The organism is Variovorax sp. E3, from assembly GCF_016082275.1.
Taxonomy (GTDB): Bacteria; Pseudomonadota; Gammaproteobacteria; order Burkholderiales; family Burkholderiaceae_C; genus Variovorax.
Genome location: NZ_MOWM01000042.1, coordinates 26,151 through 50,626, shown reverse-complemented (window position 1 = coordinate 50,626; position 24,476 = coordinate 26,151). Strand labels below are relative to the sequence as shown.

Sequence of the window (24,476 nt, the reverse complement as noted above, 5' to 3'; positions counted from 1 at the left end):
ACCCGCGCGGCACCGTCTGGAACGGCACGGCCGCCGTGGTGTTCGCCAGCGGCGCCGGCGGTGCCGAGGCGGTGTCGCTGCCCGGCCTGCTGCACTGGCGCATGCGACCGGGCTGGGGCAGCCTTTCGGCCACCCTCGACCTGCCCTGCTGCGCGGCCCAGCCGCTGCAGCTGCGCGCCAGCCCGCGCGCGGCGGCATGCTGCTCGACTGGCAGGACAGCCGTTCGCGCTGGCCCGCCAGCATGCTCACCGGCCTGGGCGCGCCCTGGAACACGCTCAAGCTCGACGGCGCGCTCGACCTCACCACCAAGGCCTTCGCGATGCAGTGGGACGGCCCCGCGCTGCGCATCGCCGGCCAGGCCTCGCTGGACGCCACCGACGTTTCCTCCAGCCTGTCGACCTTGCGTCCGATGGGCAGCTACCGGCTCACGCTCGAAGGCGGCAACCGCCCCACGCTGCTGCTCAGCACGCGCGAAGGCAGCCTCGAGCTGAACGGCAGCGGCAGCTGGAACGGCACCACCTTCCGCTTCAACGGCGAAGCCAATGCCGCGCCCGGCCGCGAAGACGCACTCTCCAATTTGTTGAACATCATCGGACGGCGCGACAACGCGCGTTCGATCATCACCCTGGGTTGATCCTCATGATGAAGCCACTGTTTTCGACCGGCACCGTCGCGCTTGCCGTGCGCGTGCTGATCGCCGCCACGTTCCTGCAGGCCGCGCCCGCCGCCTTCGCGCAGACCGGCGACGCACCGCGCCGCGGCGAGCCGATCACGCTCAACTTCGCCAACGCCGACATCGAGGCCGTGGCCCGCACCATGGCCGTGGTCACGGGGCGCGACGTGGTGGTCGACCCGCGCGTCAAGGGCACCATGAACCTCGTGACCGACCGCGCCATCCAGCCGGCCGCCGCGTTCAACCAGTTCGCCTCGGCGCTGCGGCTGCAGGGCTTTGCCGTGGTGGAAGCCGACGGCCTGTACAAGGTGGTGCCCGAGGCCGACGCCAAGCTGCAGAGCAGCACCGTCAACACCTCCATCAGCGCCACCGCGTCCAGCGGCAGCAACCAGATCGTCACGCAGATCTTCCGGCTCAACTACGAGTCGCCGAACAGCCTGCTGCCGGTGCTGCGCCCGCTGATTCCGCCGAACAACACCATCAACGTGAACCCGGGCAACAACTCGCTCGTGATCACCGACTACGCCGACAACATGCGCCGGCTGGCCCGCATCATCGCGTCGCTCGACGTGCCGAACGCGTCCGACGTCGAAGTCATCCAGCTGAAGCATTCGGTGGCCACGACATGGTGCCGCTCATCTCGCGCCTGATCGACGGCAGCGGCTCGGGCGCACCGGGCGCGGCCGCCGCGCCGGGTGCCGTCGACGCGTCGTTCCGCACCACGCTGCTGGCCGACCCGCGCAGCAACTCGCTGATCCTGCGCGCTGCCAACCCGGCGCGCGTGCAGCTGGTGCGCACGCTGATCGACAAGCTCGACCGGCCCGCCGCCGAAAGCAGCAACGGCGCGGCCGGCAACATCTACGTGGTCTACCTGAAGAACGCCGACGCGGTGCGCCTCGCGGCCACGCTGCGCGCCGCCATGGCCGCCAACCAGCAATCGGCCACGCCCGGACAGCCGGGCGCGGCCGGCGGCGGCTCGGTGCCGTCGCAGAGCGCGCCGCAGGCCATGCAGGTCAACCTGAACAGCGGCAGCAGCCAGAACGGCAGTTCGCCCGCCGCCAGCGCGCCGCTGAACAACGCCAACCAGCCTTCGACCGGCGGCCAGATCCAGGCCGACCCGTCGACCAACTCGCTCATCATCACCGCGCCCGAGCCGCAGTACCGCCAGATACGCGCCGTGATCGACCGGCTCGACGGCCGCCGCGCGCAGGTCATGATCGAGGCGCTGATCGTCGAAGTGGGCGACACCGCCGCCGCCAAGTTCGGCGTGCAGTGGCAAAGCGCGCTGGGCAACAACGCCGTGATCGGCACCAACTCGTCGGTGGCGGGCGCCAACCTGCTGACGCTGACGCAGGCGCTGGCCACCAAGAACCCGGCCAACCTGAACCTGTCCTCGGGCCTGAACCTGGGCATTGCCGGCAAGATCGGCGGCCAGTACATCCTGGGCGCGATCGCCAGCTTCTTCGACAGCGACAAAGACTCGAACGTGCTGTCCAAGCCCAACCTGCTGACGCTGGACAACGAGGAAGCCAAGATCGTGATCGGCCAGAACGTGCCGTTCGTCACCGGCCAGTACGCCAGCACCTCGGGCTCGGTGGGCGTCAACCCGTTCACCACCGTCGAGCGCAAGGACGTCGGCCTCACGCTGCGCGTGCGCCCGACCATCAACGAGAACGGCACCGTGAAGATGACGATCTTCCAGGAGACCTCCACCGTCGACCCGAACACCGTCACCAACCAGAACGGACCGACCACCAGCAAGCGCTCGATCGAGTCGAGCGTGCTGGTGGAAGACGGCGGCCTCGTCATGCTCGGCGGCCTGCTGTCGGACACCTACAACAACACGGTCGAGAAGGTGCCGGTGGCCGGCGACATTCCCGTGCTGGGCAACCTCTTCAAGAGCCAGGCCCGCACGCGCGAAAAGCTCAATCTCATGATGTTCCTGCGCCCGGCGGTGATGCGCGACGCCGTCGCCACCGAGGCCTTCTCGTTCGACCGCTACGACGAGATCCGCGGCATGCAGCAGCGCACGCAGCCGGACAACTCCAACGTGATGCTGCGCGCCGTCGATGGCGCCAACGTGCTGCCCGCGCTGACGCCGCCGGTGCGCACCCCGGAACCCGAAGCGCCGCGCCGCGCCGAGTCGCGCATCGAAGGCACGCAGCTCATTCCGCCGCCGCGCCCCGCCGCGGACACCCGCCGGCTGGCCCCGAGCCCGCTGCGCGGCACGCTGCCGCCGACGGCCGATCCGGCCACCGCGCGCGAACTGCCCTGATCGGCCTATCCTTCGTACCAACGCCACACACGCACACGCCCGCCGACACCGCCCATGCGCTATCCCCTGCCCTATGCGTTCGCACGCAGCCAGCAACTGCTGCTCGAGGAGGCCGACGACGGCCGCTACACGCTGTGGATGTCGTCCCACCCCGCGCGCAGCGCGGTCGGCGAGGTGTCGCGCAAGTACGGCGTGCAGGCTTTCGAGGTGCTGGCCGACGGCGCGCTGGCGCAGCGCATCAGCGCGGCCTACGCGCAGGGTGAATCCAGCGCCGCCGCCGTGGTGAGCGAGGTGCAGAGCGACGCCGACCTCTCGCGCATGATGCAGGAGCTGCCGGCGGTCGAAGACCTGCTGGAAAGCGCGGGCGACGCGCCCATCATCCGCATGCTCAACGCGCTGCTCACGCAGGCCGCGCGCGACGGCGCCAGCGACATCCACATCGAGCCCTACGAGCGCACCTCGTCCGTGCGCTTTCGCATCGACGGCACCTTGCGCGAAGTGGTGCAGCCCAACCGCGCGCTGCACGCCGCGCTGATCTCGCGCCTGAAGATCATGGCCGATCTCGACATCTCCGAGAAGCGGCTGCCGCAGGACGGGCGCATCAGCCTGCGCATCGGCACGCGCGCGGTCGACGTGCGGGTGTCGACGCTGCCCAGCGCGCACGGCGAACGCGCGGTGCTGCGCCTGCTGGACAAGAGCGAATCGAAGCTCACGCTCGAATCCGTCGGCATGCAGGGCGACACGCTGGAGCGCTTCGAGAAACTCATCACGCAGCCGCACGGCATCATCCTGGTGACGGGCCCGACCGGCTCGGGCAAGACCACCACGCTGTATGCCGCGCTGGCCCGGCTCGATGCGAGCCGCAGCAACATCATGACGGTGGAAGACCCCATCGAGTACGAGTTGCCGGGCGTGGGCCAGACGCAGATCAACGCGAAGATCGAACTCACCTTCGCCAAGGCCCTGCGCGCGATCCTGCGGCAAGACCCGGACGTGATCATGATCGGCGAAATCCGTGACTTCGAGACCGCGCAGATCGCCATCCAGGCCTCGCTGACCGGCCACCTGGTGCTGGCCACGCTGCACACCAACGATTCCGTCAGCGCCGTCACGCGCCTGACCGACATGGGCGTGGAGCCCTTTCTGCTCAGCTCGTCGCTGCTGGGCGTGCTCGCGCAGCGCCTCGTGCGCAAGGTCTGCACGGCCTGCGTCGGCGCGGGCTGCGACGTGTGCGGCCAGACCGGCTACCAGGGGCGCACCGGCATCTTCGAGCTGCTCGTCGCCGACGACGCGGTGCAGGCGCTGATCCACGGCAAGGCGGCCGAGAGCCAGCTCTTCGAAGCCGGCGAACGCGGCGGCCTGCGCTCCATGCGCGAGGACGGCGAGCGGCTGGTGCAGGCCGGTGTCACCTCGCGCGCCGAGCTTCTGCGCGTCACGCGCGACTAGCGCGCCCCGCAATGCCCGCCTATTCCTTCGAAGCCATCGATGCCAGCGGCCAGTCGCGCGAAGGCGTGCTCGAGGCCGACACCGCGCGCAGCGCGCGCAGCCTGCTGCGTGCGCAGGCGCTCATTCCGCTGTCGGTCAAGCCGGTGGGCAGCGACCACATCAGCGGCAGCGGCCAGCGCAGCGGCGTCAGCCGTTGGCTCGGCGGCGGCAAGCGCGTCTTCAACTCCACGGGCCTGGCGGTATGGACGCGCCAGCTCGCGGGCCTGGTGTCGTCGGGCCTGCCGCTGGAGCGCGCGCTCACGGCGCTCACCGACGAGGCCGAGTCGGAGCCCCAGCGCAACCTCGTCGCCTCGCTTCGCGCCGAAGTCAACGCGGGCTCGCCTTTTGCGCGCGCGCTGTCGGCGCACTCGCGCGAGTTCTCGCCCATCTACACGGCCGTGATCGGCGCGGGCGAGCAAAGCGGCAACCTGGGCCTCGTGCTCGACCGCCTGGCCGACGACCTCGAGGAACGCCAGGCGCTGCAGCAGAAGCTGATCGGCGCGGCGCTCTACCCGGCCATCGTCACGCTGGTGGCGATCGTGATCGTGATCTTTCTCGTGAGCTACGTGGTGCCGCAGGTGGCGCAGGTGTTCGCGGGCACCAAGCGCTCGCTGCCCTTCCTCACCACGGTGATGCTGTCGCTGAGCGCGGGCGTGCGCAACTACGGCTGGTGGATGCTGGGGGCCGTGGTGCTCGCCAGCGTCGGCGTGCGGCTGGCGCTGGCGCAGGAAGCCTTCCGCCTGAAGTTCGACGCCGCCTGGCTCAAGCTGCCGCTGGTCGGCAAGCTCGCGCGCGGCTACAACGCGGCGCGCTTCGCGAGCACGCTCGCCATGCTGGCCACGGCCGGCGTGCCCATTCTTCGCGCGCTGCAGGCGGCCTCCGAAACGCTGGGCAACCGCGCGATGCGCGCCGACGCGCTCGACGCGCTGGTGCTGGTGCGCGAAGGCGCGCCGCTGGCCTCGGCGCTGGCGCAGAAAAAACGCTTTCCCGGCCTGGTGTCGATGTTCGCGCGCCTGGGCGAGCAGACCGGCACCTTGCCGCTGATGCTGCAGCGCGCGGCCAACCAGCTCGGCGCCGAAGTGCAGCGCCGCGCGATGCACCTGGCCACCATCCTGGAGCCGCTGCTGATCGTGGCGATGGGCGGCGTGGTCATGCTGATCGTGCTGGCCGTGATGCTGCCGATCATCCAGCTCAACCAGTTCGTCAAGTGACGGCGGCCACCAGCCAGCAAGACGCATCACCATGCCCGTAACGCTCGAAGACAAGCTCGTGGTCGCGATCTCATCGCGCGCCCTGTTCAACCTCGAAGAAGAAAACAAGATCTTCGAGGCCGGGGACAACGAGGGCTACATGAAGCTGCAGCTGGACCGCATCGACGTGCCGGCCGCGCCCGGCATCGCGTACTCGCTGATCCGCAAGCTGCTGCGCTTCAACGACGACGGCGTGCAGCGCGTCGAGGTGGTGATCCTGTCGCGCAACGACCCGGTCTCGGGCATGCGCATCTTCAAGTCGAGCGCGGCCGCCGACATCAAGCTGCAGCGCGGCGTGTTCACGCAGGGCCGCCCGCCCTTCGGCTATCTGCGGCCGCTGCGCGCGCACCTGTTCCTGTCGGTCAATGCGCAGGACGTGCGCGAGGCGCTGGTCGCGGGCTTTCCGGCCGCGCGCGTGCTGGTCGAGTCGGTCAAGGCCAGCGATGCATGGCCCAACGAAGTGCGCATTGCATTCGACGGTGACGCCGTGCTGTTCTCCGACGAGGCCGAGCGCGTGTTCCAGGCCGAAGGCCTGGATGCCTTCCAGGCGCACGAACTCAGCAAGGCCGACCTGCCCCTGCCCGAGGCCCGTTCAAGCCGCTGCTGATGGCGCTGCACCGCCTGCAGATGGCGGGCAACGCGCAGATGCGCATCCGCACCGCGCTCGTCACCGCGCGCAGCGCACCGGCGCACGAGCGCGCCATTCGCACGCTCATGAAGTGGAACATCCGCGTCGACGAGGCCATGTTCCTCGGCGGCCTGCCCAAGGGCGAGTTCCTGCGCGAGTTCGAGCCCGACTTCTTCTTCGACGACCAGACCGGCCACGTCGACGCGCCTCGCGGCACGTGCCCGCGGGGCACGTGAGCAGCGGCATCAGCAACGAGCCCTGAACGGCAGCGGTAGCGGCAGTGGGCGCCGGCGCGGCGCGCCCTGCACCCACTCGTTCGCGTGCGCATCGGCACGCGCCGCATGAGCACCTTCGCGCTAGGCACCAACCCTCATTGCCAACGCTGGAGCCCCTCCGCAGAATCCGGCCACCAAATAGAACGAGCGTTCGATTTAGTGGCCGGACACTTTTTTCGGCCTTCCCCAGATCCATAACGACAGGGAATTCCCCCGATGAAGCGCAGAGACATCCTCAAATGGTCCGCCTCGGCGGGCGGCCTGGGCCTGCTGGCCGGCAAGCCTTCGACCGCTTCGGCGGCGCTGCCTGTGCTCAAGCCCACGCTGCCGCAGAAGATCGATCCGATCAGCGCCACGTTGCGGCGGCTCGAACTGGTCGGGCGGCAGGCCACTTACATCTGGACCGAATCGCACCTCAACCTCGCGGGCGTGCCGATGGGCGCGGTGGTGCCCGCGGGCGAGTTGCCCGCGCTCGAGCACCAGCTCAAGACCATCGCGAAGGCCGTCGAGGCCGTGACCAACTTCGCGGCGTCGTTCGCCACCAGCGCGCTGGCCTCGGGCAGCCTGCAGGCGCTGGACAACCTGCGTACGCGCCTTGCCGGCCTGCAGGCCAGCTTCGACCAGTTGCTGGCCGCGAACGGCGGCCTGCTCACGCTGCCCGCGACGGTGCTGAACCTGCTGGCCACCCTTGCCGGCACGGCGGGCGACATCGGCACGCAGCTCAAGCAGATCCACCACGACCTGCTGTCCCAGGGCCCGCTCGGCGCGCTGAACGGCCCGAAGACGGTGGCGCAGTACGACGCGCTGTTCGTGACCATCGAGAAGCCCGCCATCTCGCAGCTGCTGCACGACAACGACCTGTTCGCGGCCATGCGCGTGGCCGGCCCCAACCCGACGCTCATCCAGAAGGCGACGGTGCTGCCCACCAAGTTCCCGCTGAACGACGCGCAGTTCCAGCAGGTGATGGGCGCCAGCGACAGCCTCGCGGACGCGGCGGCGTCGGGCCGGCTCTACCTGCTCGACTATGAAGGCCTGGGCGACATGGCGCCGACGGCGCCGGTGAGCAAGCCGCTCACGGGCACCGGCTACGTCTACGCGCCCATCGCGCTGTTCGCGCGGCCGAAGACCGGCCGCTCGCTGGTGCCGGTGGCCATCCAGTGCGGGCAGGACCCGGCCCTGAGCCCGATCTTCCTGCGCGTGGACGACACCGCCAATGCCGAGGCCTACTGGGCTTGGCAATCGGCCAAGACCGCGGTGCAGGTGGCCGACTTCAACTACCACGAGATGTTCGTGCACCTGGGCCGCACGCACCTGATGTCGGAGGCCTTCGCCATGGCCACGCAGCGCCAGTTCGCCACGGCGCACCCGCTGAGCCGGCTGCTGTCGCCGCACCTGGAAGGCGCGATGTTCATCAACGAGGCGGCCACGCTGATCATCATGGCGCCGCTGACCACGGGCGACGTGATCCTCACCGCGCCCATCGAGACGCTGCAGCGCGAGTGCGGCCGCGACCGGCTGGCCTACGACTTCCACGACCGCATGATGCTGCCCAACGACCTGCGCACGCGCGGCGTGGACGACACCACCGCCCTGCCCGACTACCCCTACCGCGACGACGCGCTGCTGGTGTGGAACGCCATCGCGCAATGGGTCGGCGACTACGTGGCCGCCTACTACCTGAGCGACGGCGACGTGACCGGCGACTACGAACTCAAGGCCTGGGCCACCGAGCTCGCGACCAGCGGCAAGGTGCACGGCTTTCGCCCCATCACCACGCGCGCGCAGCTGGTCGACGTGCTCACCGCGATCATCTTCAACACCAGCGCGCAGCATGCGGCGGTGAACTTCCCGCAGTACTCGGTGATGACGTATGCGCCCTTCAGCGCAGGCGCGGGCGGCGTTCCGGCTCCCTTGACGAGCGCGGGGCAGAGCGAGGCGAGCTGGTCGCAGATGCTGCCTTCACGGCTCGGCGCGCAGGAGCAGATCCTGCTCTTCCACATTCTCGGCGGCGTGTATTACCGGCCGCTCGGCGAATACAAGGACAACACGTTCCCGCACTTGCCGGTGCTGCTCGACCCCGCCATCTCGGGGCAAGGCGGGCCGCTGGAGCGCTTTCGCAATGCGCTCGCGGGCATCGAGAGCACCATCCGCCAGCGCAACACCACGCGCTCCCGGCCCTACGAGCACCTGCTGCCCAGCCGCATTCCTTCGAGCACGAACATCTGAGGGACGCGCTCAGCGGCGCATCGTGTCGAGCTGCGTGACGGGCGCGCTGTCGTTGCCCCACGAACCTCGGATGTAGGTCAGCACTGCAGCGACTTCCGAAGCATCGAGCGTCTGCCCGAAAGGCGGCATGCCGTAGGGACGCGGGTTGCCCGCTGTCGTGGGCAGGAAGCCGCCATGCGCGATCACCTGGATCAGGTTGGTGGGCTGCGCCATGTTCACGGCGCGATTGCCCGCCAGCGGCGGATAGGCGCCGCTCGCACCCTGGCCCTGGTCGCCATGGCAGTAGGCGCAGCGCTGGTCGTAGATCTTCGCGCCGCGTGCCATGGTGCCGGCATCGCGGCGGATGGGGGCCTTGGTGGTGACTTGTTCTTCCTGCTTCGGCATGTCGGGCAGGTCTTTGAGGTAGCTGGCCATCGCGGTCAAGTCCGCATCACCCAGGTACTGCGTGCTGCGGAACACCACGTCGGCCATCGGGCCCATGACGGAGCCGCGCGGCGCCACGCCGGTCTGAAGGAGGGCGACGACATCGGCGGTCGGCCAATCGGCCACGCCGGCTTCGTGCGGATCGTTGAGCGACGGCGCGTACCAGTTCTCGATGGCGATCAGGCCGCCCGACAGGCCGCGCTTCGTTTCCGTCGCGCCCAGCGAATTGCGGCTGCCATGGCAGGCGATGCAGTGGCCGAGGCCATCGACCAGGTACGCGCCCCGGTTCCACTCGGCGGGCTTGCCTGCATTCGCGACGAAAGTCTCGGGCTTGAACGAGAGCGCGCGCCATACGGCCAGTGCGGCCTGCGTGTCGTACGGAAAGCGCAACCGGTGCGCAAGGTTCGGCGCGGGCGCCGGTGCCACGCTGCGCAGGAACGCATAGATCGCATCCGAGTCCTCACGCGTCACCTTGGTGAAGTTCGGGTACGGAAACGCCGGGTACAGCAGCCGTCCGTCCTTGCTCCGCCCGTTGTGCATCGCGCGCCAGAAATGCGCGCTGCTCCAGCTGCCGATGCCGGTTCTGTCGTCGGGCGTCAGGTTGCTTGAATAGACCGTGCCGAAGGGCGTCTCGATCGGCAGGCCGCCCTCGTAGGGCCGGCCGCCGCGCGTCGTATGGCAACCCGCGCAGTTGCCGGCCAGCGCGAGGTAACGCCCGCGCTCGACCATCTGCGGCGTCGCGTTGAAGGCCTCGGCCCGCTCGGGCAGCGGGTCTTCCCCGCGCAGGTTCATGGCCAGCACGACACCGCCGGCCACGGCCAGCAGCACGATCAGGGTCAGCAGGGTCCAGCCGATGTGTCGCAGCTTCATGCGGCGGCCCTCACTTCGGCATGCCGCCGCATGCCACCGGCAGCGGCGCGGGCAACGAGGCCGCGGGCTTCGTGTCGGCAGGCATCGGCTGCACGGCCAGCCAGCTCGCCACGGCGTTGATGTCGGCGGTGGTCATGCGCCGGCCGATGTCGGCCATGCAGTCGGGCGCCAGCGCATGCCGCTCGTTCGTGAGCCACGCGCCGAGCTGCGACGACACGTACAGGCGCGGCAGCCCCAGCAGCCCCGGAATCGCCGGCTGCACGCCCGTGAGCGCCGCGCCGTGGCATTGCACGCAGGCGGGCACGCCGCGCGCCGCATCGCCTTCGAGCGCGAGCTTGCGGCCGCGCCGCAGCTGCTCGGGCGACGCGTCGCTGGTACCGGCGATGGGCGGGTACGGCAACTGCAGCCCCGCGAAGTACTCGGCGATCTCGCGCAGGTACGCGTCGGACATGTGCTGCACCATGTACGCCATGTCGCTGTTCGAGCGGCGCCCGTCGCGAAAACTCACGAGCTGGTTGAACAGGTAGCCCGCCGGCTTGCCCGCCAGGCGCGGAAAGAAGCCGGCATTGGTGGTCGCGCCTTCGCGCCCGTGGCAGGCGATGCAGGCGGCCACGCGCTGCGCGATGGTGTCGGGCACGGCAGCGGGCGACGCGGCGCCCGCCATGCCCTGCACGCCAAGCAGCAGCGCCACGGCGGCCAGTCGGAGCCCGGCCTTCATGCGCCGGCGGCGTAATGCGCAAGGGCCAGCAGGCCGGCGATCAGCAGCAGCACCATGACGAGCGCCACGCCGATCAGCGGCAGGATGCCGACCTGCGCGGTCCGCTTGTCGGCGTCGGCGCGACGGCCGCCCAGCCCGATGAAGCTCCAGAGAACGGCGCGCACCGCGCGCATGAGATTGGACATGGGCCCACTGTGCCCCATCGCCTCCGAAAAAAACAGATGCAGATCCGCCTCAATTGACCGGTGCAGATAAAGTGCTGCCGAATGAAGCGCTACGAAGCCCTGGCCGCCGACATCGAGGCCTCGATCCGCAACGGCACCCTGAAGACCGGCGACCGCCTGCCCTCGGTGCGCCACACCGGCCAGAGCCGGGGCGTGAGCGCGTCCACGGTGTTCCAGGCGTACTACCTGCTGGAAGCGCGCGGGCTGGTGCGCGCGCGCGACCGCTCGGGCTACTACGTGACGGGCGGCGGCCTGCGCGACGCGCCGCCCGAGTCCACCCTCACCTCGCGCCCGGCCGACGGCCCGCTGTCGCTCGACGTGAGCGACCAGGTGTTCGACATCCTCGAAGCCAGCATGTCGCGCAAGGTCGTGCCCTTCGGCTCGGCCTTTCCGAGCCCGTTGCTGTTTCCGCTGGCGCGGCTCGGTCAGTTCATGGCGGCCAGCGCCAAGTCGCTGGACCCATGGAGCACGGTGGACGACCTCACGCCCGGCAGCGCGGCGCTGCGCCGGCAGATCGCGCTGCGCTACCTGGCCGAGGGCATGCCGGTGCCGGCCGACGAGCTGGTCGTGACCAACGGCGCACTGGAGGCGCTCAACCTGTGCCTGGCGGCGGTGACGCGGCCCGGCGATGCGGTGATCGTCGAGTCGCCCACCTTCTACGCCGCCTTGCAGGCGCTGCAGCGCATGGGCCTGCGCGCCATCGAGGTGCCGACGCACCCGGGCGAAGGCATCGACCTCGGCGCGCTGGAGCTGGCCATCGCCGCGCACAAGCCCAGCGCCTGCTGGCTCATGACGACCTTCCAGAACCCGCTCGGCAGCCTGATGCCCGACGCCAAGAAGAAGGCGCTGGTGGCGCTGCTCGCGCGGCATGCGCTGCCGCTGATCGAGGACGACGTGTACGCCGAGCTCTACTTCGGCGAGCGCCGGCCCGCGCCGGCCAAGGCCTTCGACACGCAGGGCTGGTGCTGCACTGCTCGTCGTTCTCCAAGTGCCTGGCGCCGGGCTACCGCATCGGCTGGGCCTCGGCCGGGCGCTTTGCACGGCAGGTCGCGCGGCAGAAGCTCACGACCACGCTCAGCACTTCGGCGCCCGCGCAGCTCGCGCTCGCGGGCTATCTCGAGAAAGGCGGGCTCGACAAGCACCTGCGCAAGCTGCGCCAGACGCTGGCGATGCAGCAGGCCACCTTCGCGCAGGCCGTGGGCCACTACTTTCCGGCGGGCACGCGCGCGACGCGGCCGCTGGGCGGCTACTTCCTGTGGGTCGAGCTGCCGGCACGGGTGAATGCGCTGGAGATCCATCGCAAGGCGCTGGAGCTGGGCATCAGCGTCGCGCCCGGCCCGATCTTCTCGGCGACGCGCGCCTTCGCCAACTGCCTGCGGCTGAACTACGGCCACGCGTGGGACGCACACAGCGAGCAGGCCATGCAGACGCTGGGCCGCCTCGTTTCCGAAGCGACCTGAGCCGCGTCAGGCCATCGCGAACGCGCGCGTGCGCCGCGTGCGGAACAGCAGGAACGCCGCGATGCTCACGTTGACCAGGTTCCAGCCGATGCCGTTCAGGAAGGCCGCGTGGTAGCTGCCCGTGAGGTCGAACACCTTGCCCGACATCCAGCCGCCCAGCGCCATGCCGAACAGCGTGAACATCAGCACCGTGCCCACGCGCGCACCGGCCTCCTTGGGCGGGAAGTGCTCGCGCACGATGATCGCGTAGGACGGCACGATGCCGCCCTGGAACAGCCCGAACAGCGCCGAGATCACATACAGCGGCACCAGCCCGTCGAAGGGCAGGAACAGCAGCAGCGCCACGCATTGCAGCAGGCCGCCCAGCAGCAGCGTGCGCAGCCCGCCGATGCGGTCGCAGATGGCGCCCGACACCAGCCGGCTCACGATGCCGAAGCCCAGCATCAGCGACAGCATCATCGCGCCCTGCGCCGGCCCGTAGCCCAGGTCGCCGCAGTAGGCCACGATGTGCACCTGCGGCATCGCCATGGCCACGCAGCAGGCCACGCCGGCCACGCACAAGAGGCTTTGCGCCGCGCCCATGCTCAGGCCGAAGGGCCGCGTCATGTCGCGCACGGCGGCGTTGCCCTGGGCGCGCACGGGGGTCGCTTCGGCCAGCGCGGGCGGCCGCGCGCGGAAGAACAGCGCGAGCAGCGCCATCGCCACGCCGCAGAAGATGCCCATGCCGATGTAGGTCTGGCGCCAGCCCACGGTCTCGACGAAATGCTGCGCGATGGGCGGCCACACCGCGCCCGCCAGGTAGTTGCCGCTGGCGCACACCGCCACCGCGATGCCGCGCCGCTTGACGAACCACAGCGAGGTGTCGGCCACCAGCGGCGCGAAGGCCACCGAACTGCCGAGCAGGCCCACGAGCAGCGCCTGCGCGATGGTGAAAGAGACGATGCCGCCCGACAGCCCCGTGACGACGTAGCCGACGCCCAGGAACACCGAGCCCATGAGCAGCGGCCACATCACGCCGACGCGGTCGGCCAGCTTGCCCATGAGCACGCCGCCGAAGCCGAAGCCCAGCATCAGCAGCGTGTAGGGCAGCGAGGCGTCGGCGCGCGCGATGCCGAACTCGGTCTGCACTGCCGGCAGCATGACCGACACCACGTACATGCCGCTGCTGCCGACCGTCATGATCAGCAGCGTGAGCGCCAGGCGCACCATGGCGTAGCGCGAATCCGCCTGGTGGGCGGTTGTCTCTTGTGTGGTCATTTTTTAGCTCCCCGGCGAGGATACCCGGGAGCCGTGCCGCGTGCGCGAACAGGCGCCACGTCGCGCATGACGCGCATGACGCGCATGACGCGCATGACGCGCATGACGCGCATGACGCGGCAATCGCCCGGGTCGCCAGCCGAAGAAACTCGGCTCAGTGCTGCGGCGCGACCGTGCTGCCGGTCGCCGTGGCCTTGGGCACCGGCACGCCGGGCCTGGGCTTGTCGTCGCAGCCCGCCGTCAGCAGGCCCAGACAGAACAGAAGGACAAAGGCTGTGCTTCGCATGCGGGCCATGCTAGGCCGATGAAGGCACGCGTCAAGTCGGACGCCGCCGCTTCTCAGGCGGCGGCCGCAGGCCGTTCGCCGCGCTGCAGCCGGCGCTCGATGTCTTCCAGCACCTGCGGCAGATCGGCCACGCTGTCGATCACGTAGTGCGCGCCGGCCGCCTCGAGTTCGGCGGTGGCGCGTGCGCGGCGCGCCTGCTGCGCGTCTTCGTCGAGCGCCCGCCATTCGGCCAGCGTGAGCCCGTTGACGTTGCCGCTGACGGCCAGGCCCACGGCCCAGGTGCCCGCGTTGAGGCCCTCCTGCAGCCCCACGCCGGTGTCATCGACCTTGACCACCGTGTACGGCGGCCACACGCCCAGGTCGGCGAAGCAGCGGTACATCATGAGCGGCGACGGGCGGCCTTCGGCGAGGTCGCCGCCGCACACGAGGTTGTCGGGCGCATAGCCGCCGGCCGCCGCGATGGGCGCGACCACTTCCATGATCGGGCGGTTGTAGCCGGTGGTGGAGCCGATCTTCAGGCCACGCTCGCGCGCCACGTTCACGGCCTCGACCGCGCCGGGAATGAAGTCGGCATGGTCGCGCGCGCTGGCCGCGTTCATGGGCGTGAAGATCTCGTAGAGCTTGTCAACGTCGGCGTCGCCGAAGGCATGGCCCTGCTTTGCTTCCCACTGCGCGGCGATGCGCGGCAGCGTGCCCAGCGCCTTGATGTGGTCCCACTTGGCCACGCCCATCGGGCCGCGCGCCTCGGCGATGGTGACGTCCACGCCGAACTGTTCGAACAGTTTCACGAAGGCGCCCATCGGCGCGCAGGAACCGAAGTCGAGGATGGTGCCGGCCCAGTCGAAGACGACGGCCTGGAGCTGCGAGTGGTTGTGGGCGTTCATGGCTGCAGGAATGAAAGGAATCGGGGTGGAGGCCAACGCGGCGGTGTACGCGTCACCATGTCTCGAACACGTCGTGCGCAATGCCGAAGCCGGTGCTCGCGCCGCTGCCGCTGGTGACGATCACCACGCGGGTGGCGTCGTCGGGCGCGTCGATCACGCAGGGCGTGGTCTTGGACGACGGGTACACGCCGGTCCAGCGTTCGGTGACCTGGGCGCTCTCCAGGTTGAGCGTGCCGCGCAGGTGCCGCAGGATGAGCTGGTCGACCTCTTCCATGGCAAAGGGCTCGGGTGCGTCGCCGTAGTGGTGCGAGTCGCCGACCACCAGCGAGCCGTCGGCGCTCTGCACCACGATCAGGTGGATGCCGTGTTCGAGCGAGGCCGCTTCTTCCTGCTGCAGGCGCGCGCGCAGCGCGGCGGCTTCGGGCAGCGTGCTGTAGCCCTCGTAGCGCACCAGGCTCAGGTCCATCATCACCGAGCCCGGCAAGCGAAAGCCGGCCTCGGGTTTCACGCGCAGCATCTGCAGGCGGCACAGCGTGAGGTCGTGCGCGGCAATGCGGTCTGCGAACAGGCCGTGCAGGTCGGTGTTGGTGCAGACTGCCACCCGCTCGGCATGCAGCGTGCCGCGCGAGGTGCGCACGCGCGGCGTGGCCACTTCGAGCACGGCCTCGCCGAAGCGGAAGACAACGCCGTGCACTTCGGCCAGCCATTGGGCGAGCAGGCCGATGGCGGTGCGCGACTCCACGCGCAGCTCGTGCGGGCTGAACAGCACCGAGCAGGCGTCGGACAGGTTCAGCGCCGGCGCCTTGGCCTGTGCGTAGGCCGCGTCGAGCAGCTCGCAGCTCTCGCCCATCGGCGTGTGCATGAAGGCCTCGAGCACGTCGTGCGCCTCGGGGCGATGGGCCGCGAGCCAGAGGTTGCGGTGCACGATGTCGATGCCCGCATAGGGCGCGATGCGCTGCCACACCTCGCGCGCATGCATCGCACGGCGCCAGGTGTCGCCGGGCGCCTGGCCGGTGATGGTGATGAAGCCGAAGTTCCGGATCGACGCGCCGATGCAGGCCGTGTCGCGCTCGACCACGCAGACCTTGAGGCCGCGCAGCGCCGCGGTGTAGGCATGCGCCAGGCCGACGATGCCGGCGCCGACCACGACGAGATCGAAATGGTCGGGGTGGCGCGCTTGTGGGGTGCCGGGCATCTACCGCTGCCTCCAGGTCTGGGTGCGCTTGAGCGCCCAGTGCCCCGCCAGTGCGAACACCCCGCGGCCGATGGCGGCCGTGAGCATGATCAGCGAGGCCATGGCGGCGGCGGGCGCGACGTCGCCCGCGTCGTCCATGTTGAGCACGGCGATGGCCGCGAGCGAGGTCTGCGGCGAATAAAGGAACACGACAGCCGACACGGTCGTCATCGCGTTGACGAAGAAATAGCCGCCCACGTTGAGCACCGTGGGCAGCGCCACCGGCAGGTGCACGCGCCACAGGGTGCGCCAGAACGGCACGCCCATCGATTCCGACACCAGCTCGTACTCGCGGTCGAGCTGGCGCAGCGCGGTGAGCGAGGTCAGGTGCGCCACCGAGAAGAAGTGCGCCACCGTGCACACCACCAGGATGGTCATGCTGCCGTAGATGGCGCGCAGCGGGTTGGCCGGCGAGATGAAGAAGAAGATGTAGCCCACGCCCAGCACCAGTCCCGGCACCGCCAGCGGCAGGTTCGCGAGCAGGTTGAGCAGTTCGCGCAGCAGGCCGAAGTGGCGCGGCTTCTCCACGAGGTAGGCCGAGATGAAGGTGATGAACGCGCCGGCAACGGCCGCGCACACGGCCAGCCGCAGCGAGTTGAAGTAGCTGCCCCAGCCGCCGCCGTCCATGTTGCTGAAGTCGTAGTTCTTGAACGACGGCGTGAGCTTGTAGGGCCAGTAGGTGGCCAGCGACGCGAACACGGCCATGCCGATCATCACGAGAATGGCGAGCGCCGTGAGCGTGCAGAACGCGAGCAGCGCGCGGTCACGCGACTTCACCGGCTCGGGCTGATAAGGCGTGGCGCGCGCCGACAGCGCGGCCGCCTGCTTGCCGCGCACGCGCCGCTCGACCAGGAACGACAGCACCGCCGGAATCAGCAGCACGAGGCCGACCACCGCGCCCATCTGGAAGTTCTGCTGCCCGACCACCTGCTTGTAGATGTCGGTGGCCAGCACGCCGGTCTGGCCGCCCACCACCTTGGGCACGCCGAAGTCGGTGATGACCAGCACGAACACCACCATCGCGGCCACGATGAGCCCGTAGCGCGACGACGGCAGCGTGACCGTGCGGAAGATGCGCCAGCGCGAGGCGCCCAACGTCTGCGCGGCCTCGTAGAGCCGGCCGTCGGACGTGGCCATGGCGGTGGTGAGGATCAGCAGCGCATGCGGCAGCGTCCAGAACACCGAGCCCAGCACGATGCCCAGCGGCCCGTAGATCGACACGTCGCCCAGCAGCCCCTTGAACAGGCCCTGGTTGCCGAAGAGATAGACAAGGCTGATGGCCGGCAGCAGCGAGGGCGCGAGCAAAGGCACCAGCGCCACGGCACGCAGCACGCCCTTGGCCGGCATGCACGACAGCGTGAGGCCGTAGGCGTACACGTAGGCGATGGCCGTGCAGATGACGGCGCTGATCGCCGCGAGCCCCAGGCTGTTGAAGGCGGACTGCACGAGCGCGGGGTTGTCGAGGTAGCGCGCGAAGTTGGCAAGGCCGACAAAGGCGCCGGCGCGGTCGAAGAAGCTCTGTCCGACGAGCGCGCGACGGGGAGCGCGACGATGACGACCAGCAGCAGCACCATCAGCGCGACGGCGGCGCTGTGAGCCAACGCTCGCGGTCGAAGGTACTGCCGCGCGCCGTCACCACTTGCGGGACGGCGATGGCATCTGGAGAGTTGCTCATGTCGACTCTCTGTGTTGCGCGGGAATTTGGCGCTGTTGTTCTTGGTGTGTGCACAGGACACCGGGTACTCCCCTCCGCGAATGTCCCCCGGGGCTGCGCCCCTCCTCCTTTATTTCGCTGCGGGGAGTACCCGATGCCCTATGCACCTGGGCACGCTGTCGGTTTGCGGCCGATGAACCAGTGCTCTGATAACGCTCACGCTGGCGGTGTGCTCTGCGCAGCGAAATAAAGGAGGAGGCCGCAGGCCGGGGGACATTCGCGGAGCAGAGCACGCCGTCGGCGTGAGCGCGCCCTGAACAGCAGCGCACCTCGCCCACAACGCGAAGAACCAAAGAGCAAAACTCCATCTCAGTGCGCCAAAACCGAAAGCGCATTCAACGGCAACTGGATATGCACCATGCTGCTGGGCACCAGCGGCTCGCCGCCGCCGCCGCGCGCGTCGGCGGGGAGTTCGGCCTCGATCTCGATGCCCAGCGGCTCGCAGGCCAGGCGGGCCGAGGTGCGGTTGCCGAAGAACTCGGTGTCGAGCAGGCGGGCCGCGAAGCTGTTGGCGCCGAGTTCGGTGCCGTAGCGCTTCACGACCACGTGTTCGGGGCGGATGCCCACGGTGGCCTGCGAACCCACGCTGAGGTTGCCGGGCGCGCAGAACAGCTCGCTGTCGCGCACGCGCACCTTGCCGTCGGCCAGCACCGTGGCGGGCAGCATGTTCATGCGGCCGACGAAGCCGGCCACGAAGCGCGTGCGCGGCTGGCGGTACAGCTCGTCGGGCGTGCCGGCCTGCTCGATGCGGCCGTTGTGCATCAGCACCACGCGGTCGGCCATCGAGAGGGCTTCTTCCTGGTCGTGCGTGACCATGATGGTGACGATGCCCAGGCGCTTTTGCAGCGCGCGGATTTCGCTGCGCAGGCTGGCGCGCACCTGCGCGTCGAGCGCGGAGAGCGGCTCGTCCAGCAGCAGCAGGCGCGGGTTGGGCGCCAATGCGCGCGCCAGGGCAACGCGCTGCTGCTGGCCGCCCGAGAGCTGCACCGGGTATTTGTCGGCGTGCGCGGCCAGCCCGACGAGGTCGAGCATTTCGCGCGAGCGCTTGGCCATCTCGCGGGCCAGCGCCCCGGTGGGGTGCAGGCCGTAGGCGATGTTCTGCGCCGCCGTGAGGTTGGGAAACAGCGCATACGACTGGAACACCACGCCGAAGCCGCGCGCCGCGGGCGGCAGGCCCGCGATGTCCTGGCCGCCGAGCAGGATCTGGCCGCTGTCGGCACGCTCGATGCCGCACACGATGCGCAGCAGCGTGGTCTTGCCGCAGCCCGAAGGACCGAGCAGGCACACGAACTCACCGGGCTCGATGTCCAGATCGATGCCGTCGAGCACGCGTGTGGCGCCAAAGGACTTGCCGATGCCGCGAAGGGAGAGAAAGCTGCTGCTGCTCGTCATGGCCGGATACCGCTTTGCGTCAGGCCGCTCAGAGCGGCTTCTTCTCGGACTTGGACTCGTAGCGCTTGGACCACTCCGTCAGGATGCGGTCGCGGTTGGCGGCGGCCCAGTTGAAGTCGTTCTTGGCCAGCAGCTTCTCGACGTCGCCCGGCACGAACTCCAGCTTTTCCTGGATGCCCGGCAGCGCCAGCACGGCGAAGTTCTTGGCGTACAGCTCGTTGGCCTGCTTGGTCACGGCCCAGTCGGCCAGGGCCTTGGCGGCTTCCTGCTTCTTGCTGGTCTTGATGATGCCGGTGGCTTCCATGTCCCAGCCCAGGCCTTCCTTGGGCAGCACGATGTCGATGGGGGCGCCGTCGCGCTTGGTCTTGTTGGCGCGGTATTCGAAGGACATGCCCAGCGCGAATTCGCCGGCGCGGCCTGGCGGCAGGGCTTGCTGCCCGACTGGCTGTAGATGCCGATGTTCTGGTGCAGCGCGTCCATGTACTTCCACGCCTTTTCTTCACCCATCATCTGGATCCAGCCCGAGACCATCAGGTAGCCGGTGCCCGACGCGGCGGGGTTGGGCATGGTGACCTGGCCCTTGTAGACCGGGTTGGTCAGGTCGGCCCAGCTGGTGGGCTTGGGCAGGTTCTTCTTGGTGGCTTCGGCGGTGTTGAAGCAGATGGCCGACGACCACACGTCCATGCCGACCCACTTGGGCGGGTTGGCCGCATCGCGCATGGTGGGCTTGATGGCGTCCAGGCCCTTGGGCGCGTAGGGCTGGAGCATGCCTTCCTTGTCCAGCAGCATCAGCGAGGTGGCGGCCAGGCCCCACACCACGTCGGCCTGCGGGTTGGCCTTTTCGGCCAGCAGCTTGGCGGTGACGATGCCCGTGGAGTCGCGCACGAACTTCAGCTCGATGCTGGGGTTTTCCTTCTCGAACGCGGCCTTGTAGGCCTGCACCTGGTCGGCTTCGAGCGCGGTGTAGACCAGCAGCTCGGTGCGGCCCTGGGCCGATGCGGCGAAAGCCAGCGAGAACAGGGCGGCGGGCACGAAGGCCCAGCGGAGTTGACGGTGCAGCATGGTGGAGGTTCCCCTTGGGAAAGTAGAAAGAGAAAGAGAGAAAAAGGGACGCGGTGCGGTGCACACGGGCAGGCAAGCAAAAGTACGCAAACCGTCCGGTGCGGCGAATGGGGGCGATGCTGGCAGCGGCATGTGACAGGGATTTGTCAGATGCCTCAAAAAACCCCAAATACCCAAAACAGCGGCTGCGGCCCACGGTTTCCCGTGGCTTCGTCATCCGCGTGTCACTGCTTCGCAGCACACTCCGGGCGCTGTTCCCCTTGTGTTTTCGCTGCGTTTCACTTTCATGACACTCGACCTCGCCGAGATCGCCCGCCTGTTCGCCGAACGGGGCGGGGTTGCCTACGCGGGAGAGCCGGTGTCGCAGACCGAGCACGCGCTGCAATGCGCCTGGCTGGCTGAGCAGGCCGGCGCGAGCGACGCGCTGGTCACGGCGGCGCTGCTGCACGACCTGGGCCACCTGCTGATCGCCGAGCACCGGACGCTGCCGCGCTCGCCCACCGAGCTGGGCATCGACGACCGGCACCAGTTCATCGCGTTGCCGCTGCTGCGCGGCGCGTTCGACGTCGAGGTGCGCGAGCCGATCCGCCTGCACGTGGACGCCAAGCGCTACCTGTGCGCCACGCAGCCCGGCTACTTCTCCAAGCTCTCGCCCGACTCGGTGCGCAGCCTGGCGCTGCAGGGCGGCCCGATGGACGACGTGGCGGCGCAGCGCTTTGCCGCGCACCCGTGGTCGGGCGACGCGGTGCGGCTGCGGCTGTGGGACGAAGAGGCCAAGGTCCAGGGGCTGAAGACGCCGCCGATGGCGCACTTTCTCGAGACGGCGGCGCGCGTCATGCTGCGCTGAGTACTTTCCCGGGCCGTTTCGGCGCGGTTCAGGCCCGTTTAAGAAACCATTGTTTACGATGGTTTCCTCACGATGAACGGCGCGCGAGCGCCTGCGAGGAAACCGAATGTCTTCATCCGTCCCCCTTACGGCACGCGCGGGCTCGTTCGCCCAGGTCCTGCGCCGCGTCTTCAAGCTCGCGGCGCCCTACTTCCAGTCCGAGGAGAAATGGCGGGCACGCGCGATGCTGGCGGGCATCGTCGCGCTCAACCTCTTCTACGTGTACGTGGCGGTGCTGGGCAACGAGTGGTACGGGCGCTTCTACGACGCGCTGCAGAACAAGAATTCGGTCGTCTTCTGGCACGAGGTCGGCGTGTTCTGCTGGATCGCCTTCTTCAACATCGCGGTGCAGGTGCTCAAGTTCTATGTGACGCAACTGCTGCAACTGCGCTGGCGCACCTGGATGACGCGCAGCTACATGTCGCGCTGGATGGCCGACCGCACCTTCTATCACCTGGAGCTGGCGCGCTACGCCAACAAGGACGGCCAGACGCCGGACAACCCCGACCAGCGGATCCAGGAGGACATGCAGATCTTCACCAGCGCCACCATGACGCTGTCGATGGGCCTGCTGAACGCGGTCGTCACGCTGCTGAGCTTCATCGGCCTGCTGTGGGGGCTGTCGGGCAACTTCTCGTTCACCTTCAACGGCACCACGCACCAGATCGTCGGCGCGATGGTCTGGGTGGCGCTGGGCTACTCGATCGTCGGCACGCTCGTCACGCACTTCATCGGCCGTCCGCTGATCGGGCTGAACTTCAGGCAGCAGCGCTTCGAGGCCGACTTCCGCCACCACCTGGTGCGCGTGCGCGAGTACAGCGAGGCCATTGCGCTGGACCACGGCGAGAAGGTCGAGCGCGGCCAGCTCGACCTGCGCTTCAGCGACGTGCTGCGCAACTACCTGCTGCTGATCAAGCAGCAGAAGAACCTGATCACCTTCACCTCGTTCTTCGGCCAGGCGGCGGTGATCTTTCCGTTCATCGTGGCGGGGCAGCAGTACTTCGGCGGCGCCTTCCAGCTGGGCCACCTGATGCAGATCGGCTCGGCCTTCGGCAAGGTGCAGGAGTCGCTGAGCTGGTTCGTCGACAACTACAGCGACGTGGCCGTGTGGCGCGCCACCACCGACCGCCTGACCAGCTTCGACGACGGCATGCGGGCGCACGCCACGCGTGACGACGCCCTGCAGCGCGCGCCCGCCGCCGTGCTGCACAGCGACGACCTCGGCGTGGCGTTGCCCGACGGCACGCCGCTGCTGGCCGGCGCCGCGCTGGCGGTGAAGCCCGGCGACAGCGTGCTGCTGCAGGGCCCGTCGGGCAGCGGCAAGTCGACGCTGTTCCGCTCGTTCGCGGGCATCTGGCCGTTCTCCAAGGGACGCTTGCAGGTGCCCGACAACGTGGCCTTCATGCCGCAGCGACCCTATGTGCCCGACGGCAAGCTGCGCGACGCGCTGACTTATCCCAACCCGGCCGCGAACTTCAACGACGACCAGTTGCGCCAGGCATTGAACGACGCCCTGCTGCCCGACCTGGTCAACCGCCTGGACGACAGCGACGCGTGGAGCCAGAAGCTTTCGGGCGGCGAGCAGCAGCGGCTGGCCATTGCGCGCGTGCTGCTGAAGAAGCCGGCGTGGCTGTTCGCCGACGAGATCACCAGCGCGCTGGACTCGCAGGCCGAGAGCGTGCTCTACAAGCGCCTCGCGGCCACGGTGCAGGCAGCGGGCGGCGCGATGGTGTCGATTGCGCACCGCGCGGCGGTGGGCGACTTCCACAACCAGCGCTGGACGCTGGTGCCCGCGCCGGAGGGCGCGGCCGGCGGCGGCGGTGCGCGCTACCGCCTGAGCACCTCGGCCGTTCAGCCAGCGGCGGCGTAGCGCTCCCAGCCCTTCTTGCGCAGGTCGCAGGCGGGGCATTCGCCGCAGCCGTAGCCCCAGGCCTGGCGGTGCTCGCGGTCGCCGAGGTAGCAGGTGTGGGTTTCTTCCACCACCAGGTCGACCAGCGGCTGGCCGCCCAGGCGGTGCGCCATCTGCCAGGTCTCGGCCTTGTCGATCCACATCAGCGGCGTCTCGATGACCAGGCGGCGCTCCAGCCCGAGCGACAGCGCCAGCTGCATGGCCTTCATGGTGTCGTCGCGGCAGTCGGGGTAGCCCGAGAAGTCGGTCTCGCACACGCCGGTGACGATCACCTGCAGCCCGCGACGGTAGGCCAGCGCGCCGGCCAGCGTGAGAAACAGCAGGTTGCGTCCCGGCACGAAGGTGTTGGGCAGGCCGTCGGCCTGCATGGCGAAGGCGACCTCCTCGGTGAGCGACGAGCCGCCCAGCTGCGCCAGCGCGGCGAGCGTGAGCACGTGGTCTTCGCCCAGGCGGGGCGCCCAGTCGGGGAAGCGCTCGCGCATCTTCGCGAGGATGGTGCCGCGCACGTCGAGCTCGACGCGGTGGCGCTGCCCGTAGTCGAAGCCCAGGGTTTCGACGCGCTGGTACTTCGAGAGCGCGTCGGCCAGGCAGGTGGTCGAGTCCTGGCCGCCGGAGAACAGAACGAGGGCGGTGGTGTGCAGGGGCATGGCAATCCGTCAACGGCCGGGCCGTTGTAGTCCAAAAGCGCAATTTTCGCAGGCCGCGCCGGGCGCGCGGATACGATGCCGCGAATGAGCACTAAACACCTGGTTGCATGGGCCGTCACCTTCGTGGTGCTGCTGGTGATCGACATGATCTGGCTCGGCCTCGTCGCCAAGGGCATGTACCAGGAGGGCATGGGCGAGCTGATGTCGCCGAACCCCCGGCTGGCTTTCGCGGGCGTGTTCTACCTGCTCTACCCGGTGGGCCTGCTGGTCTTTGCCATCGCGCCCGGCGTGGAGGCGCAGAGCGTGGTGCGCGCGGCGCTGCTGGGCGGGCTGTTCGGCATGTTCTGCTACGGCACCTACGACCTGACCAACCTGGCCGTGATCCGCAACTGGCCGCTCGCGCTGTCGTTCATCGACATCGCGTGGGGCACGCTGGTGAGCGGCGTGGCGGCGGCCGCCGGGGCGCTGGCCTGGCGCTGGATGGCGGCGCGCTGAACTGAGCTGATCGAGCCCCGGCCCCCTGCCCGCTGGCAAGCAGGCGGGCATGACACGCCGAAGTCTTCCGGCGTGTTTCTTTCTTCGAATGCGCTGAACTTTTTCAGCGGATGCGCATCGTCACGTCCGAGTCATTTGACGTCTTTAGATTTCACCTCCGGAACATTTGCGCACCAGGCGCACTACTCAAACAAAACCCTCCG

General features: G+C 69.1%; 16 protein-coding genes and 5 pseudogenes. 10 read left to right on the top strand and 11 right to left on the bottom strand.

Going from position 1 to position 24,476, the window contains the following annotated elements; all coding sequences use genetic code 11:
* Positions 1–196 precede the first annotated feature (196 nt).
* The 6 genes and pseudogenes from gspN to BMG07_RS16805 all read left to right on the top strand — a co-directional run bounded on the left by gspN (position 197) and on the right by BMG07_RS16805 (position 8,812).
* Positions 197–634: a type II secretion system protein N gene (gene gspN / locus BMG07_RS16830; RefSeq protein WP_269759067.1), complete on the top strand. Its 438-nt coding sequence runs from the start codon at positions 197–199 to the stop codon at positions 632–634.
* Between the two features lie 5 nt (positions 635–639).
* Positions 640–2,948, top strand: a pseudogene (gene gspD, locus BMG07_RS16825) (type II secretion system secretin GspD).
* A gap of 54 nt (positions 2,949–3,002) precedes the next feature.
* Complete coding sequence (locus BMG07_RS16820; RefSeq protein ID WP_198085536.1) at positions 3,003–4,394, top strand: GspE/PulE family protein; 1,392 nt, start codon at positions 3,003–3,005, stop codon at positions 4,392–4,394.
* A gap of 11 nt (positions 4,395–4,405) precedes the next feature.
* Entirely contained in the window at positions 4,406–5,644 is a 1,239-nt protein-coding gene (gspF, locus tag BMG07_RS16815; protein ID WP_198085535.1) for a type II secretion system inner membrane protein GspF, read from the top strand.
* 31 nt (positions 5,645–5,675) lie between these two features.
* Positions 5,676–6,573, top strand: a pseudogene (locus BMG07_RS16810) (5'-nucleotidase).
* Between the two features lie 229 nt (positions 6,574–6,802).
* Positions 6,803–8,812, top strand: coding sequence for a lipoxygenase family protein (locus tag BMG07_RS16805; RefSeq protein ID WP_198085534.1), 2,010 nt, complete (start codon positions 6,803–6,805; stop codon positions 8,810–8,812).
* Between the two features lie 9 nt (positions 8,813–8,821).
* Here BMG07_RS16805 and BMG07_RS16800 read toward each other — a convergent pair whose 3' ends face one another.
* Genes BMG07_RS16800 through BMG07_RS16790 form a run of 3 tightly spaced genes read right to left on the bottom strand, consistent with a single transcriptional unit; the run spans position 8,822 to position 11,008 of the window.
* Positions 8,822–10,105 (bottom strand): cytochrome c, encoded by a 1,284-nt coding sequence (locus BMG07_RS16800; RefSeq protein WP_198085533.1) that lies wholly within the window; start codon positions 10,103–10,105, stop codon positions 8,822–8,824.
* Positions 10,106–10,115: 10 nt separating this feature from the next.
* The gene (locus BMG07_RS16795; RefSeq protein ID WP_198085532.1) at positions 10,116–10,823 is read right to left on the bottom strand and encodes a c-type cytochrome; all 708 of its coding nucleotides are present in this window, start codon (positions 10,821–10,823) and stop codon (positions 10,116–10,118) included.
* Positions 10,820–11,008 (bottom strand): DUF2970 domain-containing protein, encoded by a 189-nt coding sequence (locus BMG07_RS16790; protein WP_198085531.1) that lies wholly within the window; start codon positions 11,006–11,008, stop codon positions 10,820–10,822. Before BMG07_RS16790 ends, BMG07_RS16795 begins: the two co-directional genes overlap by 4 nt.
* A gap of 81 nt (positions 11,009–11,089) precedes the next feature.
* On the opposite strand from BMG07_RS16790, the pseudogene BMG07_RS16785 reads away from it, so the two are divergent.
* Positions 11,090–12,507 (top strand): annotated as a pseudogene (locus BMG07_RS16785) (PLP-dependent aminotransferase family protein).
* A 6-nt stretch (positions 12,508–12,513) separates the two neighbouring features.
* On the opposite strand, the gene BMG07_RS16780 reads toward BMG07_RS16785, so the two are convergent.
* The 7 genes and pseudogenes from BMG07_RS16780 to BMG07_RS16755 form a co-directional block, all read right to left on the bottom strand.
* A complete protein-coding gene (locus BMG07_RS16780; protein ID WP_198085530.1) occupies positions 12,514–13,764 on the bottom strand; it encodes an MFS transporter in 1,251 nt (416 codons plus the stop codon).
* 154 nt (positions 13,765–13,918) lie between these two features.
* On the bottom strand, positions 13,919–14,050 hold the full coding sequence (locus BMG07_RS42280; protein WP_269759066.1) for a hypothetical protein: 132 nt from the start codon (positions 14,048–14,050) through the stop codon (positions 13,919–13,921).
* A gap of 53 nt (positions 14,051–14,103) precedes the next feature.
* Positions 14,104–14,934, bottom strand: a complete 831-nt coding sequence (phnX, locus tag BMG07_RS16775; protein WP_198085529.1) for a phosphonoacetaldehyde hydrolase — start codon at positions 14,932–14,934, stop codon at positions 14,104–14,106.
* A 52-nt stretch (positions 14,935–14,986) separates the two neighbouring features.
* Positions 14,987–16,129 (bottom strand): TIGR03364 family FAD-dependent oxidoreductase, encoded by a 1,143-nt coding sequence (locus tag BMG07_RS16770; protein ID WP_198085528.1) that lies wholly within the window; start codon positions 16,127–16,129, stop codon positions 14,987–14,989.
* A pseudogene (locus BMG07_RS16765) lies at positions 16,130–17,843 on the bottom strand (putative 2-aminoethylphosphonate ABC transporter permease subunit).
* A 348-nt stretch (positions 17,844–18,191) separates the two neighbouring features.
* Positions 18,192–19,274 (bottom strand): ABC transporter ATP-binding protein, encoded by a 1,083-nt coding sequence (locus BMG07_RS16760; protein WP_198085527.1) that lies wholly within the window; start codon positions 19,272–19,274, stop codon positions 18,192–18,194.
* A 28-nt stretch (positions 19,275–19,302) separates the two neighbouring features.
* Positions 19,303–20,336 (bottom strand): annotated as a pseudogene (locus BMG07_RS16755) (putative 2-aminoethylphosphonate ABC transporter substrate-binding protein).
* 286 nt (positions 20,337–20,622) lie between these two features.
* Between BMG07_RS16755 and BMG07_RS16750 the strand changes: the two are divergent.
* Entirely contained in the window at positions 20,623–21,183 is a 561-nt protein-coding gene (locus BMG07_RS16750) for a phosphonate degradation HD-domain oxygenase (RefSeq protein WP_198085526.1), read from the top strand.
* A gap of 106 nt (positions 21,184–21,289) precedes the next feature.
* Positions 21,290–23,092 (top strand): ABC transporter ATP-binding protein/permease, encoded by a 1,803-nt coding sequence (locus BMG07_RS16745; protein WP_198085525.1) that lies wholly within the window; start codon positions 21,290–21,292, stop codon positions 23,090–23,092.
* Here BMG07_RS16745 and queC read toward each other — a convergent pair.
* Positions 23,074–23,778 (bottom strand): 7-cyano-7-deazaguanine synthase QueC, encoded by a 705-nt coding sequence (gene queC, locus BMG07_RS16740; RefSeq protein ID WP_198085524.1) that lies wholly within the window; start codon positions 23,776–23,778, stop codon positions 23,074–23,076. The genes BMG07_RS16745 and queC overlap by 19 nt on opposite strands.
* Positions 23,779–23,862: 84 nt before the next feature.
* Between queC and BMG07_RS16735 the strand changes: the two genes are divergently transcribed.
* Positions 23,863–24,273 (top strand): DUF2177 family protein, encoded by a 411-nt coding sequence (locus BMG07_RS16735; protein ID WP_198085523.1) that lies wholly within the window; start codon positions 23,863–23,865, stop codon positions 24,271–24,273.
* Positions 24,274–24,476: the final 203 nt, after the last annotated feature.

Coding starts and splice junctions, on each gene's coding strand:
- BMG07_RS16820 (WP_198085536.1), top strand. CDS start 3,003: ATGCGCTATCCCCTGCCCTATGCGTTCGCACGCAGCCAGCAACTGCTG.
- BMG07_RS16800 (WP_198085533.1), bottom strand. CDS start 10,105: ATGAAGCTGCGACACATCGGCTGGACCCTGCTGACCCTGATCGTGCTG.
- BMG07_RS16750 (WP_198085526.1), top strand. CDS start 20,623: ATGACACTCGACCTCGCCGAGATCGCCCGCCTGTTCGCCGAACGGGGC.
- gspN (WP_269759067.1), top strand. CDS start 197: ATGCTGCTCGACTGGCAGGACAGCCGTTCGCGCTGGCCCGCCAGCATG.
- queC (WP_198085524.1), bottom strand. CDS start 23,778: ATGCCCCTGCACACCACCGCCCTCGTTCTGTTCTCCGGCGGCCAGGAC.
- BMG07_RS16780 (WP_198085530.1), bottom strand. CDS start 13,764: ATGACCACACAAGAGACAACCGCCCACCAGGCGGATTCGCGCTACGCC.
- BMG07_RS16745 (WP_198085525.1), top strand. CDS start 21,290: ATGTCTTCATCCGTCCCCCTTACGGCACGCGCGGGCTCGTTCGCCCAG.
- BMG07_RS16805 (WP_198085534.1), top strand. CDS start 6,803: ATGAAGCGCAGAGACATCCTCAAATGGTCCGCCTCGGCGGGCGGCCTG.
- BMG07_RS16770 (WP_198085528.1), bottom strand. CDS start 16,129: ATGCCCGGCACCCCACAAGCGCGCCACCCCGACCATTTCGATCTCGTC.
- BMG07_RS16790 (WP_198085531.1), bottom strand. CDS start 11,008: ATGTCCAATCTCATGCGCGCGGTGCGCGCCGTTCTCTGGAGCTTCATC.
- BMG07_RS42280 (WP_269759066.1), bottom strand. CDS start 14,050: ATGCGAAGCACAGCCTTTGTCCTTCTGTTCTGTCTGGGCCTGCTGACG.
- BMG07_RS16760 (WP_198085527.1), bottom strand. CDS start 19,274: ATGACGAGCAGCAGCAGCTTTCTCTCCCTTCGCGGCATCGGCAAGTCC.
- phnX (WP_198085529.1), bottom strand. CDS start 14,934: ATGAACGCCCACAACCACTCGCAGCTCCAGGCCGTCGTCTTCGACTGG.
- gspF (WP_198085535.1), top strand. CDS start 4,406: ATGCCCGCCTATTCCTTCGAAGCCATCGATGCCAGCGGCCAGTCGCGC.
- BMG07_RS16795 (WP_198085532.1), bottom strand. CDS start 10,823: ATGAAGGCCGGGCTCCGACTGGCCGCCGTGGCGCTGCTGCTTGGCGTG.
- BMG07_RS16735 (WP_198085523.1), top strand. CDS start 23,863: ATGAGCACTAAACACCTGGTTGCATGGGCCGTCACCTTCGTGGTGCTG.